This is a genomic window from Streptomyces sp. NPDC005303 (genome assembly GCF_040607335.1).
Classification (GTDB): domain Bacteria; phylum Actinomycetota; class Actinomycetes; order Streptomycetales; family Streptomycetaceae; genus Streptomyces.
Genome location: NZ_JBEXGM010000003.1, coordinates 41,371 through 53,881 on the forward strand (window position 1 = coordinate 41,371; position 12,511 = coordinate 53,881).

Consider the following 12,511-nt stretch of genomic DNA (forward strand, 5'->3'; position numbering starts at 1 on the left):
ATCATCCGTCTCCCTCAGCGGCACCCAGGATGCCGGGCAGAGCCTGAACAAGCGCGTCCACTTCGTCGTCGCCGAGGTTCAGCGGCGGCATCAGCCGTACGACGTCGGGGGCGGGCGCGTTCATCAGGAATCCGGCCTCCTGAGCCGCCTGCTGCACCTGCGGCGCGAGCGGCTCGGTGAGCACGATACCCAGGAGGAGCCCCGCGCCCCGGACATGGCCGATCAAGGGGTGTCCGAGGGACTCGATTCCGTCCCGCAACTTCTCGCTCTGCCGCTTGACGTTCTCCAGCAACCCGTCGCTCTCGATGGTGTCGAGAACGGCGAGTCCCGCGGCGCACGCGACCGGGTTCCCGCCGAAGGTCGTCCCGTGCTGCCCTGGCTGGAGGAGGTCCGCGGCCCGCCCGAAGGCGACGGTCGCACCGAGCGGCAGTCCGCCGCCGAGCTGCTTGGCGAGGGTGACCACGTCCGGCAGCACGCCCTCGTGGGCCTGGTACGCGAACCAGTGTCCGGTACGGCCGATGCCGGTCTGCACCTCGTCGAGGACCAGCAGCGCGCCCTTGGCCGCCGTGATCGCGCGGGCCGCCTTGAGGTAGCCGGCCGGGGGCACCACGACGCCGTTCTCGCCCTGGATCGGCTCGATGACGACGAGCGCGGTGTCCTCGGTGACCGCGGCGGCCAGCGCCTGCGCGTCGCCGTACGGCACATGCGTGACGTCATCCGGCAGCGGCAGGAAGGGGGTCCGCTTGGCGGGCTGGCCGGTGAGCGCGAGGGCGCCCATGGTCCGGCCGTGGAAGCCGCCGTCGGTCGCGACCATGTGGGTGCGCCCGGTCAGTCGGCCGATCTTGAAGGCCGCCTCGACCGACTCGGCGCCGGAGTTGCAGAAGAAGACCTTGCCGTCCCGGCCGAAGAGCTGGAGCAGCCGCTCGGCGAGGGCGACGGTCGGCTCTGCCATGAAGAAGTTGGAGATGTGGCCCAGGGAGGCGATCTGCTTGCTGACGGCCTCGACGATCGCCGGGTGGGCATGGCCGAGCGCGTTGGTGGCGATGCCGCCGACGAAGTCGAGGTACTCCCTGCCCTCGGCGTCCCAGACCTTGAGGCCGGCACCGCGGACGAGAGGGAGGCGCGGGGTGCCGTAGTTGTTCATGAGCGAGCCCTGCCACCGCTGGGTGAGCTCCTGATTGTCGGTCATACGGCATCCCCCTCTTGCGCGTCCGGCACGACCATCGTGCCGATCCCCTCGTCCGTGAAGATCTCCAGCAGGATCGAGTGCTGGACCCGCCCGTCGATGACCCGGGCCGTGGTCACGCCGTTGCGCACGGCGTGCAGACAGCCCTCCATCTTCGGGACCATGCCGGAGCTCAACTCCGGCAGCAGCTCCTCCAGTTGGGAAGCCGTGAGGCGGCTGATCACCTCGTCGCTGTGCGGCCAGTCCTCGTAGAGGCCCTCGACGTCCGTGAGGACCATGAGGGTTTCGGCGTCAAGAGCAGCAGCGAGTGCCGCAGCCGCCGTATCAGCATTGACGTTGTAGACATGTCCGTCGTCCTGGCTCCGGGCGATCGACGAGACGACCGGGATCCGGCCGTCGGCGAGCAGTGCCTCGATCGCGCCCGTGTCGATCGCGGTGATCTCGCCCACCCGACCGATGTCGACCAACTCTCCGTCGATCTCGGGCTGGTGCTTGGTGGCGGTGATGGTGTGCGCGTCCTCGCCGGTCATTCCGACGGCGAGCGGCCCGTGTTGGTTGAGCAGATTGACCAGTTCGCGCTGCACCTGCCCGGCCAGCACCATTCGTACGACGTCCATGGCGTCCTCGGTGGTGACGCGCAGGCCGGCCTTGAACTCGCTGACGATGCCGTGCTTGTCGAGGGCGGCGCTGATCTGCGGGCCGCCGCCGTGCACCACGACCGGCTTGAGCCCGGCGTGGTGCAGGAACACGATGTCCTGGGCGAAAGCGGACTTCAGGTCCTCGTCGATCATGGCGTTGCCGCCGAACTTGATGACGACGGTCTTGCCGTTGTGACGGACCAGCCAGGGCAGCGCCTCGATGAGGATCTGGGCCTTGGGGAGCGCGGTGTGCTTACGCGTGGTGCTCATGAGGAATAGGCGCTGTTCTCGTGGACGTAGTCGGCGGTGAGGTCGTTGGTCCAGATGGTGGCGGTCTCGGAGCCCGCGGCGAGGTCGGCGACGATGTGCACCTCGCGGTAGCGCATGTCGACCTTGTCGCGGTCCTCGCCGACACCGCCGTCCTTGCAGACCCAGACGCCGTTGATGGCGACGTTGAGCTGGTCGGGCTCGAAGGCGGCCTTGGTCGTGCCGATCGCGGAGAGCACGCGGCCCCAGTTGGGGTCCTCGCCGTGGATGGCGCACTTGAGGAGGTTGTTGCGGGCGATGGAGCGGCCCACCTCGACGGCGTCGTCCTCGCTCGCGGCGTTCACGACCTCGACCTTGATGTCCTTGCTGGCGCCCTCGGCGTCCCGGATGAGCTGCTGGCCGAGGTCGTCGCAGACCTGCCGTACGGCCTCCGCGAACTCCTCGTAGGCCGGGGTCACTTCGGAGGCGCCCGAGGCGAGCAGCAGCACGGTGTCGTTGGTGGACATGCAGCCGTCGGAGTCGACGCGGTCGAAGGTGGTCCGGGTGGCGGCCCGCAGGGCCCTGTCCAGGGACTCGCTGTCGACATCGGCGTCGGTGGTGAGGACGACCAGCATGGTGGCGAGGCCGGGGGCGAGCATGCCCGCGCCCTTGGCCATGCCGCCGACGGTCCAGCCGTCCTTGGTCACCACGGACGTCTTGTGGACGGAGTCGGTGGTCTTGATGGCGATGGCGGCCTTCTCGCCGCCGTGCTCGGAGAGTTGGGCGGCCGCGGTCTCGACTCCGGGCAGTAGCTTGTCCATGGGGAGAAGCAGGCCGATGAGTCCGGTCGAGGCGACGGCCACCTCACCCGCGCCGATGTCCAGCACCTCGGCGACCTTCTCGGCGGTCGCGTGCGTGTCCTGGAAGCCCTTCGGTCCCGTACAGGCGTTGGCACCACCGGAGTTCAGCACGACGGCGGTCAGTTCGCCGCTCTTGATGACCTGCTCGGACCACAGGACGGGCGCGGCCTTCACGCGGTTGGAGGTGAAGACGCCGGCGGCGGCTCGGCGGGGCCCGGTGTTGACCACGAGGGCCAGGTCCGGGTTGCCGTTCTCCTTGATTCCGGCGGCGATGCCCGCCGCCTGGAATCCCTTGGCTGCCGTGACGCTCACGGTGCGACTCCGATCGTGGAAAGACCGAGCTCCTCGGGGAGACCGAGGGCGATGTTCATGCTCTGGACGGCACCGCCCGCGGTGCCCTTGGCCAGGTTGTCGATGGCGCTGATGGCGATGATGCGGCCCGCGGCCTCGTCGAGGGCGACCTGCACCTGAACGGCGTTCGAACCGTAGACGGACGCCGTGGCGGGCCACTGGCCCTCGGGGAGCAGGTGGACGAAGGGTTCGTCGGCGAGGGCCTTCTCGTAGGCGGCTCGGACGGACTCGGCGGTGACGCCGGGCTTCGCCTTGGCGCTGCACGTGGCGAGGATGCCGCGGGGCATCGGCGCGAGGGTCGGCGTGAAGGAGACGGAGATGCGCTCCCCCGCCACCCCGCTGAGGTTCTGGACGATCTCAGGGGTGTGCCGATGGCCGCCGCCGACGCCGTACGGCGACATGGAGCCCATGACCTCGCTGCCCAGCAGGTTCGGCTTGGGCGCCTTGCCCGCGCCGGAGGTGCCGGAGGCGGCGACGATCACGGCCTCGTCCTCGGCGAAGCCCGCGGTGTAGGCCGGGAAGAGGGCGAGCGTGACGGCGGTCGGGTAGCAACCGGGCACCGCGATGCGCTTGGTGCCCTCCAGCGCGGTGCGGGCACCGGGCAGCTCGGGAAGGCCGTAGGGCCAGGTGCCGGCGTGCGCGGAGCCGTAGAACTTCTCCCAGTCGGCAGCGTCCTTCAGCCGGAAGTCGGCACCCATATCGACGACGAGGACGTCCGGACCGAGCTGCTCGGCGACCGCGGCGGACTGGCCGTGCGGCAGGGCGAGGAAGACGACGTCGTGTCCGGCGAGGACGTCGGCCGTGGTCTCCTCAAGCACCCGGTCGGCCAGGGGCAGCAGGTGGGGCTGGAGCGCGCCGAGCTTCTGCCCGGCGTTGGAGTTGCCGGTCAGCGCGCCGACCTCGACCTCGGGGTGCGCCAGAAGCAGTCGCAGGACCTCACCGCCCGCGTATCCGCTCGCTCCGGCCACTGCCGCCCGTACCGCCATGTCATCCTCCTCCTGGATGGCATGACTATACGTTTCGCTGCACGTTTATGCAACCGCGTGCATACTCACGCCCTCCGCCGACGCACGGCCACGAACACGCCGAGCCCGGCGAGCACCGCGAGCGAACCGCCCCCGACCGCCGTCCCGAGGCGCAGACCGGGTGGGTGGAAGGCGCAGGTGACACCCGTCGAGCTGCCGTCGAGCGGTACGGCGATCAGCCCGTGGTACTGCTTCGCGGGCACGAGGGCCGCGTCACCGGCGGCGCAGCGCCAGCCGGCGATCCGGGGTGCGGCCACCACGGCGACTCCCTTGCTGCCCGCCGGGAGCTCGGCCCGGACCGTGCCGCCGTAGCCGGAGACGGTGACCTTCGTGGCGCCGGTGGCCTTGAGCTGTCGTACGGCGGTGTGCAGGCGCCCCGTGTCCAGGCAGCCGACCGCCTGGTCCGGCACGACGCCCAGCCGGTTCGCGGACAGCTCGATCGTGAGGCGCCCGGAGTCCGGAACCGTGCCGAGCCGCTCCATGGCGGCGATCTTGGTGAGCGGCCGCCAGTCGGCCCGGAACCGTCCCGTCAGGCCGTTTGCGGAAGGTCCGGCGAGCCGTGCGGTGCCCGAGAAGTAGGGCGCCCAGAGGTAGACCTCGTTGCCCGCCCGGCACCGGGCGGTGATCGTCGCCTTTCCACCGACCCGCACGCCCTGGCGCCGGTCGGTGCTGCGGTCCGCGTGCTTCCCGGCACCGTTGAGGACGGTGATGCGGGGAAGCGTGTAGACGCGGGTGCCCAGCAGGACTTCCTGGTTGCGGTACGGCGACGGCCCGAAGGCACCGGTCGCGGCGGACGGCCGGACGGTCACCAGGGGCGGGACGTCCTCGCGGGTCACGGTCTCCCCGCTGCCGTCCTGCGGGAACCAGTTCTGGTGCGGGTCCGGCGGGGAGTGCATCCGGGCGCCCACCGAGAAGAGGACGTCCGTGACCGCGTTGTCCAGGCTCTGGAGGCTACGACCGCCCGAGGTCCAGCCGCCGCCGAGAGCGGTGAGGGTGCTGCTGAGCACGGCCGAGGTGTGGCTGCTGTAGTACTGGGCGCCCTGCCCGCCGACCTCCAGCGGATCGTTGCCGACGGTCTGCTCGCGGCCCGGGTCGGTGCGGTAGCGGGGCCAGCCGTCGGCCTGTGCGATCGCGTCCGCCTGGTCCTGCTGCCGGTCGCCCCAGGGGGCGTAGTCGTCCATGTGCCCGAACCGCATCCGGGTGGCCACGGCGTCGGTGGCGGTGGCCTCACCCAGCTGCGCTCCGACGAGCAGTACGGCGGCGAGCGCGGCCGGGGCCATGCGCAGCACGGGTCGCTCCCGGCCGAGCAGGACCAGACCGAGCAGGGCGCCCACGGCCGCCGTCAGGAACAACGGCCAGGCGAAGGAACGGATCAGCTGACTGCCGTGCGCGACGAGGGCGATCAGCGCGAGCAACCCGGCCGCGGCGCCCAGAGCGCGCCGGTCGAGGGGGCCGTACGACAGCGTGTGCCAGGCCGCGACGACGAGCAGGGCGCACACGACGAAGGTCTGGCGGTACGAACTGCCCTGCGGCTCGGCGAAGGCGTGCCACATCAGATGGGTCGGAGCCCACTGCATCGACATGATCACGACGAACGTGAGCAGCGTCCACCCGGCACGTACCCGGCGGGGCGCCGCACGATGGAAGGGCAGGGCGAGGGCGAGCAGCAGTGCCGTGGTGCCGACGAAGATCGCCGGGGAGCCGAAGCTGTACGTCGCCGGCAGCAGCCGGGCCAGCAGATCCTGGGTGCCCACCGGCGCGAACCGCGTGAACCGGCCCTCGGAGGCGTGCGCGCTGCCGAAGTACACGACCGTCACCAGGGGCGCGGCCAGGCCCATGCCGAGCGCGAAGGTCAGGACGGCCCGGCCCGCCGCCGTGAGCCTGCGGCGGCGCGGCAGGTCGGCCAGCCACAGCCGCAACAGGAACACCAGAGCGGCGGCGAGGGTGGCCATGTAGGCGGTGTAGAAGTTGGCGATCCAGGCGGCCGTCACGACCAGCACCCCGAGGAGCGGGCGCCGTCCGTTCAGGATCCACTCGCCGACCAGGCACAGCAGCGGCAGGGCGATCAGCCCGTCCAGCCACATGAGGTTGTACGAGGCGGTCGCCACGGTCCAGCCGCACAGGGCGTAGGACGCGCCCAGCAGACCCGCCGCCCACCAGCGTCCAGGGCGCAGCCTCAGCAGCAGCCAGGCCATGGCCGCACCGGCGCAGGCGATCTTCAGCACGGTGATCACGTACACCGCGAGATCGATCTCCTCGCGCGGGAACACCGCCACGAGCAGCGCGAAGGGGCTGCTGAGATAGGTGCCGAGGTCGGGCAGGAAGCTGGTGCCGAATCCCGACTGCCAGTTGACCAGGAGGCCGCCGGTGCCCCGTCCGTGCAGCAGGTCCCACAGGTGCGCGTGGAAGGGGACGTACTGGTTTCCCAGGTCGTTGACGTTCCGGGTGCGCGGTCCGAAGGGGTAGCTGCGGGCTACCGCGTCGGCCGCGCAGAGCACGACGACGGTGATCACGGCCGCCAGCAGCGCGGCCTGCCCCGGTCCGGCCGACGGGCCCGGTGCGGGCTGCGGCGACCGCTGCCGTATGAGGTCGTCCGCGGTCTTCGGTTCGGGCGGGATGGTCGGTCGCACGCCCTGTTCGCTGGTCAATTCGAGCCCCCGTCCGGGGTGGTCACCCCAGCGTGTTGTTTCTGCGCCGATTTAGACGGAGGGCAAATCCGGTTGGTTGTGCTCCCACCGATGGCGGCGGAATGAATTCCGGACCATCGGAAAGCGAACAGAAAGGGCTGCCACCGGGGTGCGGGACGCTCAGGAATACTCCGGAGGGTGATCCCCTCGAACGCGGCCGACCATGGAGGACCGGACATGAGCGAGAGCACCACCCGCGAGGAGCGTTTCGCGAAGGGCCTGGAGATGCTGGGGAGCGTCAACCCCGAGGTGGGACGGCTGGTCGTCGACTCGCTCGCCGACATCAGTCCGGAGATGGGCCACCAGGTCATCGCCTGGGGGTTCGGCGAGATCTACTCGCGACCGCAACTCGCGCCCCGCGACCGGCAGTTGGTCACGCTGGGCATGCTCACCGCGCTCGGCGGCTGCGAGACCCAGCTGGAGGTGCACATCAACACGGCTCTCAATGTGGGCCTGACACCCGAGCAGATCGTCGAGGCGCTGCTGCAGTCGGCCGGGTACTGCGGATTCCCCAGGGCCCTGAACGCCACGGCCGTGGCGAAGAAGGTGTTCGGCGAGCGGGGGCTGCTGCCCGTCGGACAGCAGCCCACCGACCCGTCTGCTACTTCTGCCTGATCCTCAGGAAGGTCACCGAGTTCGCCGGGAAGGTGTACGAGAACTTCCCGGCGACCCCGTCGAAGGTGGACCGCACCGGGGCGACCGCGATCGACGTCTCGCTGTTCACGGCGTCCGGGGCGGCCGCCAGGGTGGTCACCCGGGCCTTGGACGCGACCTTGGCGCGGCCCAGGTCGATGGCCGTGCGGGCCGCCGCGTTCTGGGCGTTGACGACCTTGACGATCAGGTCACCGGTCTTCTGGTCCTTGGTCACGACCTGGCGGAACGGCTCGGCCGGCTTGTCGTCGGTGAAGCTGCCCCACTCCTGCCCGTCGAGGTAGAGGGTCACCTGACGGCCGCGCACCTTGACGTCGATGTCGTAGGTACGGCCGGTCTCGACCGAGCCGGGCTTGGAGACCAGCGTCGACTTGCCGCCGTCCACGGCCTGTTCGACGGCGCTCTGGGTGTTGTTCCAGCCGCCGATGTTCCACCAGTAGTAGTTGCCGGTGTTCTTGACGCCGAAGGCGACGAGGAAGCCCTCCTTGCCGGCCTCTTTGGTGGCCTTCACCTTCAGGTCGTAGTCGTGCCAGGACGGGTCGCCGGCCGAGACCATGGTGTTCTCGGCGCTCACGTCCGTCTGCACGTACTGCCCGTCCTGGACGCTCCAGCTGCCGCCGCCGGTGTGGGTCCACTGCGAGGCACCGGAGGAGAAGTCGTCGGTGAGCAGCGCCCGGCCGTCGGCATCCGTGACCGTCACGTCGTCGTACGCCGCCGTCGTCGCCCACGTCGACAGGCCGACCGCGCCGGTGATCGGAGCGAGCAGCGAGGGGGTGCCGGTGGCCGTGGAGGGCACCACGCGGTCGCCGACGTTGTTCATGAACAGCTTCTGGACCTCGTAGTTGGCGGAGTTCCAGGAGGCGTGGTTGTTGAACCAGACCAGGTCCGGGCGCCACTGGACGTAGTCCTCGTTGGCGAACAGCGGCGCGTAGGAGGCGAGTTTGACGACGTCGGCGTTGCGCTCCAGGCCGGTCATGAACGCGGCCTCGGTGAGGCCGTTCTTGAAGGTGTTGCCCTGGGAGGCGTACTCGCCGAGGAAGACCTTCGGCCCGCTGCGGTCGTAGGAGTCGTAGCGGTCGTTGTTCTGCAGGAACCACTGCGGGCTGTTGTAGTAGTGCTCGTCGACCATGTCGACCTTGGCGTCCTTGTTGAGCTGCCAGACCGTGTCGAAGGTCGTACCGGAGTCGTCAGGACCGGAGTTGGAGATCACCTGGATGTCCGGGTGCTTCGCCTGGATCGCGGCGCGGAACTCCTTGAAGCGGGCGAAGAACTCGTTCGGCAGGTTCTCCTCGTTGCCGACCTCGATGTGGGTGAGGTGGAAGGGCTTCGGGTGGCCCATCTGCGCGCGCTTCCTGCCCCACGTGGAGCTCGCCGGGCCGTTGGCGAACTCGATGAGGTCGAGGGTGTCCTGGATGTGGCGCTTGAGCAGTGCCTCGTCGACGACGGCCTGGTTCTGTCCGCAGCCGGTCACCAGGGCGGGCACCACGGGCAGCGGCATGGCGCCGATGTCCTCGGAGAGGCGGAAGTACTCGTAGTAGCCGAGTCCGTAACTCTGGTTGTATCCCCAGAAGTTGGCGTTGGTCGCACGCTGCTCGACCGGGCCGACGGTGTCCTTCCACTGGTACGAGCGCTTGCGCTGCCAGCCGGAGGTCTCGCTGTAGTCCTCCATGGAGCCCGTGTTCACGAGGCAGCCGCCCGGGAAGCGTACGAAGCCGGGGTGCAGGGCGGCGATCTTCTCGGCGAGGTCCTTGCGCAGTCCGTTGGGCTCACCGCGGTAGGTGTCGCGCGGGAAGAGGGAGACCATGTCGAGGGCGGTCGCGGCGGAGGAGGACACGGTGAGGCGGCCGTTGCTGCCGGTCCGGGTGGCGGTGAAGGTGGCCTTGTACCGGGCCCAGCCGCCCTTCGCCACAGCCACCCTGCGGGCGGTCGCGAGCGTCCCGTCGGCGTCCTGCAACGAGACGGTGAGAGCCGTACCGGCGTCCGCGCGGGCCCACACCGAGAAGTCGTACTTCTTTCCCTCGTCCACGTGGATGCCGGTGTTGTATCCGGCGTTGGTGACAGCCGAACCGGCGGCCAGGGAGAGGTAGTTACGGTTGCGCTCGTTGAGGCGTCCGGCGTCGTTCACGACCTGGGCGGTGCCGTCGACCGTCCATGAGGTCAGCGGGGTGTACGAGGAGTTGTCGGCGGTGGAGTACTCGAAGGACCGGTTCTGGACGAGCTCGGCGTACAGACCGCCGTCGGCGGCCCGGTTGATGTCCTCGAAGAAGACGCCGTACATCGTGTCGTCGATCTTCGCGCCCTTGGCGGCCGGGTCGACGGTGATCGCGTAGTCGGTGACGTCCTCGGCATGGGCGGGGGCGGGGACCAGACCGGCGGCCACCAGGAAGGCGGTGGCGCCGAGACCGAGTCTCCAGCGGGTGCGTGACATGAATACTCCGCGGCTCTGTGTCGAAGGTCACGTTCGAAATATCAAACGATGATCAGCACTTCGAACGGCAAGATAGGGAGGGTGATCCAGAGCGTCAACGGGTCGCGCGGTTTCGAAAGTGTCGGAAAGGAGGGGCCGATGGACGGGTTCTGGCCAGTGCCGGACGTGTTGACCTATCTGGCCGGGGACTGGCGGACCGAGCGAACCGTGCGGGATCTGGCGAGCGGGGACGAGGGGGTGTTCTCCGGTACGACCGCTTTCGGCCGACTGGAGGACGGCGGCCTGCTGTCCCACGAGTCGGGCATCTTCGTCTGGCAGGGCGTCCCCCGGCCCGCGGAACGGACCCTCCGCTTCCTTCCGGGCGCGACGCCGGGCACTGCGGACGTCCGCTTCTCCGACGGGCGCCCCTTCCACGACCTGGACCTGACGTCCGGCCACCATCGCGCCGACCACCCCTGCGCGGCGGACCTCTACCGCGGCGACTTCACCGTCCTGGCCGCGAACCACTGGCGCACGGTATGGCGGGTCGGCGGCCCGGCGAAGGCCCTGCTGCTGACGACCGACCACACCCGCGAGACCCCCACCCCAGGCACGGACGAGCCGCCCATCCCGTGACCACGCGGGACCACCGCGACGAGACGGGCCGCCGACCCGACACCTGGAATTACCGGGCAGCCACCAACGGGACGGCCGGCCACTCGACACACGGGATCACCGTGCTGCCGGCACGAGACCACCAACACCCGCCGCACCGCACCGGCAACCACCGGCACGAGACGGCCAGCCGCTCGACACCCGGGATCACCCCCCTGTTGCCGGCGCGGGGAATGCCGACACCCCGCCGCACCGCACCGACAACCACCGGCACGGGACGGCCGAGAATCCACCACGTGACGCTCGCAGCGGCTACCGGCACAAGGCAACCGGCGCCCCACCACGCCCCACCCGAAGCGGCCGCCCACCGAAGACGAGCGACGACTCGACGCCGACCGACCACCCGGCAATCACCCGCCCACGACGGCAGACACCCCACCCACGCGAGGCCGCCCCAACCACCCGCACAACACCGCGGCGCCACACCTCACCGCACCCCCAACGCCCACCCGCCCAAGACGACCGACAACCCGACGCCGACCGACAACCCGACAGCCACCGCCCGTGCAAGCCCCAACGCGCCGCGCGAGACTCCCCACCACGGCAACCCCGAGCGGACCGCAGGCCCAGGGCGACCGGTGGCTCGACCCCGGCCGCCCGATACGGCCCGCTACCCGCAGTGCCGGTCCCAACGGCCCGGCATAACCGTCGGCGACTCGACGTGGCCGAAGGCTAAGCCCGTGCAGGCTGTGTCGGGACGCCCTCGAAGCGGAGGCTCCATCGGCCCGCCCTGCCGGTCACGGTGGTTGTCGACAGAGGACGTACGTCGAGGTTCCAGTAGGTCGACGGCGGCGCCTTCAGCGCGTACACCAGCGCGGCGCGGACCACGGCGGGCTCCGCTACGGCGACGACGCGGCCGCCGTCCTCCATCGGCCGGGTGTCGAGCCACTCCCCCACCCGCGAGATGAAGGTCAGCAGTGACTCGCCGCCGTGCGGAGTCGCCCGCGGGTCGGCGAGCCAGGCGTCCACGGACTCCGGCTCGCGGGCCATCGCCTCACCGAGGGTCAACCCGCGCCAGCGCCCCATGTCACAGTCGCGCAGCGCGAGTTGGACCAGAGGGGAGTAACCGAGGGCGTCTCCGGTCGCGCGGCTGCGGGGCGTGGGCGAGCAGTACCTCAGTTCGGCCGCCGCGAGCGGCAGGAGGTCGGGCGCCACGCCCAGCACCTCGTCCCAGCCGGCCTGGTCCAGCGGACGGTCGTCCTCGAACCGCTCGGCGAGCAGCGAGGAACTGCGCGCGGCGGCGACGAACGTGACCCGAAGTTGCATGCGGCGATCGTGAGCCGCGAAAGTGCGCAGGTCAAGAGGCGTTACCGGGGAGTTACCGAGGGTCTCCCGGGGCTCACTGCCCGAAGACGAGCGCCATCCACTGATCCGGTTTGGCCAGCGGCGCGAACCCGAGCTTCTCGTACACCCCGTGGGCGTCGTGGGTGGCGAGCACAATGCGCCTGAGGCCGTAGGGCCGCAGGTGCTCGCGCACGGCCCCGACCAACGCCGTGCCGATCCCCTCACCCCGCACCGACCGGTCCACGTACACATCACACAACCAGGCGAAATCCGATAGATCTGTAATTACTCGGGCATAAGCCACCTGATCGCCCGATTCCTCTGCGTACACCCCGAAGTTGAGGGATCTGGCGATGGCCCGGTCCTGCTTCTCCCGTGGCCGCCCGATCGCCCAGTACGCGTCGGTCGACAGCCAGTGGTGCACCCGCTCCCGGTCGATACGGTCGGGGTCGGTGGAGATCTCATAGCCCTCGGCGAGGGGCGGGATGTCGTTCATGGGCG

10 protein-coding genes are annotated in these 12,511 nt (G+C 70.1%); 2 read left to right on the forward strand and 8 right to left on the reverse strand.

Features of this window, described 5'->3' with window-relative positions; translation table 11 throughout:
- Position 1: 1 nt before the first annotated feature.
- The 5 genes from ABZT93_RS06635 to ABZT93_RS06655 all read right to left on the reverse strand — a co-directional run bounded on the left by ABZT93_RS06635 (position 2) and on the right by ABZT93_RS06655 (position 6,936).
- Positions 2-1,189: an acetylornithine transaminase gene (locus tag ABZT93_RS06635; RefSeq protein ID WP_356099931.1), complete on the reverse strand. Its 1,188-nt coding sequence runs from the start codon at positions 1,187-1,189 to the stop codon at positions 2-4.
- Positions 1,186-2,094 (reverse strand): acetylglutamate kinase, encoded by a 909-nt coding sequence (gene argB / locus ABZT93_RS06640; protein WP_356099933.1) that lies wholly within the window; start codon positions 2,092-2,094, stop codon positions 1,186-1,188. The genes ABZT93_RS06635 and argB overlap by 4 nt, the downstream gene beginning before the upstream one ends.
- Positions 2,091-3,242, reverse strand: a complete 1,152-nt coding sequence (argJ, locus tag ABZT93_RS06645) for a bifunctional glutamate N-acetyltransferase/amino-acid acetyltransferase ArgJ (protein WP_356099935.1) — start codon at positions 3,240-3,242, stop codon at positions 2,091-2,093. The genes argB and argJ overlap by 4 nt, the downstream gene beginning before the upstream one ends.
- Positions 3,239-4,267, reverse strand: coding sequence for an N-acetyl-gamma-glutamyl-phosphate reductase (argC, locus tag ABZT93_RS06650; RefSeq protein ID WP_356099938.1), 1,029 nt, complete (start codon positions 4,265-4,267; stop codon positions 3,239-3,241). Before argC ends, argJ begins: the two co-directional genes overlap by 4 nt.
- A gap of 65 nt (positions 4,268-4,332) precedes the next feature.
- Complete coding sequence (locus tag ABZT93_RS06655; protein WP_356099941.1) at positions 4,333-6,936, reverse strand: YfhO family protein; 2,604 nt, start codon at positions 6,934-6,936, stop codon at positions 4,333-4,335.
- 234 nt (positions 6,937-7,170) lie between these two features.
- Here ABZT93_RS06655 and ABZT93_RS06660 point away from each other — a divergent pair, with 234 nt between their 5' ends.
- Positions 7,171-7,608, forward strand: a complete 438-nt coding sequence (locus ABZT93_RS06660; protein WP_356099944.1) for a carboxymuconolactone decarboxylase family protein — start codon at positions 7,171-7,173, stop codon at positions 7,606-7,608.
- On the opposite strand, the gene ABZT93_RS06665 is transcribed toward ABZT93_RS06660, so the two are convergent.
- A complete protein-coding gene (locus ABZT93_RS06665) occupies positions 7,595-10,072 on the reverse strand; it encodes an alpha-L-arabinofuranosidase C-terminal domain-containing protein (protein WP_356099947.1) in 2,478 nt (825 codons plus the stop codon). The two genes, ABZT93_RS06660 and ABZT93_RS06665, sit on opposite strands and share 14 nt — an antisense overlap.
- Positions 10,073-10,210: 138 nt before the next feature.
- Here ABZT93_RS06665 and ABZT93_RS06670 point away from each other — a divergent pair, with 138 nt between their 5' ends.
- Positions 10,211-10,687, forward strand: a complete 477-nt coding sequence (locus ABZT93_RS06670) for a DUF6314 family protein (protein ID WP_356099950.1) — start codon at positions 10,211-10,213, stop codon at positions 10,685-10,687.
- A gap of 711 nt (positions 10,688-11,398) precedes the next feature.
- Here the strand turns inward: ABZT93_RS06670 and ABZT93_RS06675 are convergent.
- Together ABZT93_RS06675 and ABZT93_RS06680 are read right to left on the reverse strand one after the other, a co-directional pair.
- Positions 11,399-11,992, reverse strand: a complete 594-nt coding sequence (locus ABZT93_RS06675; protein ID WP_356099953.1) for a histidine phosphatase family protein — start codon at positions 11,990-11,992, stop codon at positions 11,399-11,401.
- Positions 11,993-12,065: 73 nt separating this feature from the next.
- Positions 12,066-12,506 (reverse strand): GNAT family N-acetyltransferase, encoded by a 441-nt coding sequence (locus ABZT93_RS06680; protein WP_356099956.1) that lies wholly within the window; start codon positions 12,504-12,506, stop codon positions 12,066-12,068.
- Positions 12,507-12,511 lie beyond the last annotated feature (5 nt).

Coding starts and splice junctions, on each gene's coding strand:
- ABZT93_RS06635 (WP_356099931.1), bottom strand. CDS start 1,189: ATGACCGACAATCAGGAGCTCACCCAGCGGTGGCAGGGCTCGCTCATG.
- argB (WP_356099933.1), bottom strand. CDS start 2,094: ATGAGCACCACGCGTAAGCACACCGCGCTCCCCAAGGCCCAGATCCTC.
- argC (WP_356099938.1), bottom strand. CDS start 4,267: ATGGCGGTACGGGCGGCAGTGGCCGGAGCGAGCGGATACGCGGGCGGT.
- ABZT93_RS06660 (WP_356099944.1), top strand. CDS start 7,171: ATGAGCGAGAGCACCACCCGCGAGGAGCGTTTCGCGAAGGGCCTGGAG.
- ABZT93_RS06665 (WP_356099947.1), bottom strand. CDS start 10,072: ATGTCACGCACCCGCTGGAGACTCGGTCTCGGCGCCACCGCCTTCCTG.
- ABZT93_RS06670 (WP_356099950.1), top strand. CDS start 10,211: ATGGACGGGTTCTGGCCAGTGCCGGACGTGTTGACCTATCTGGCCGGG.
- ABZT93_RS06675 (WP_356099953.1), bottom strand. CDS start 11,992: ATGCAACTTCGGGTCACGTTCGTCGCCGCCGCGCGCAGTTCCTCGCTG.
- ABZT93_RS06680 (WP_356099956.1), bottom strand. CDS start 12,506: ATGAACGACATCCCGCCCCTCGCCGAGGGCTATGAGATCTCCACCGAC.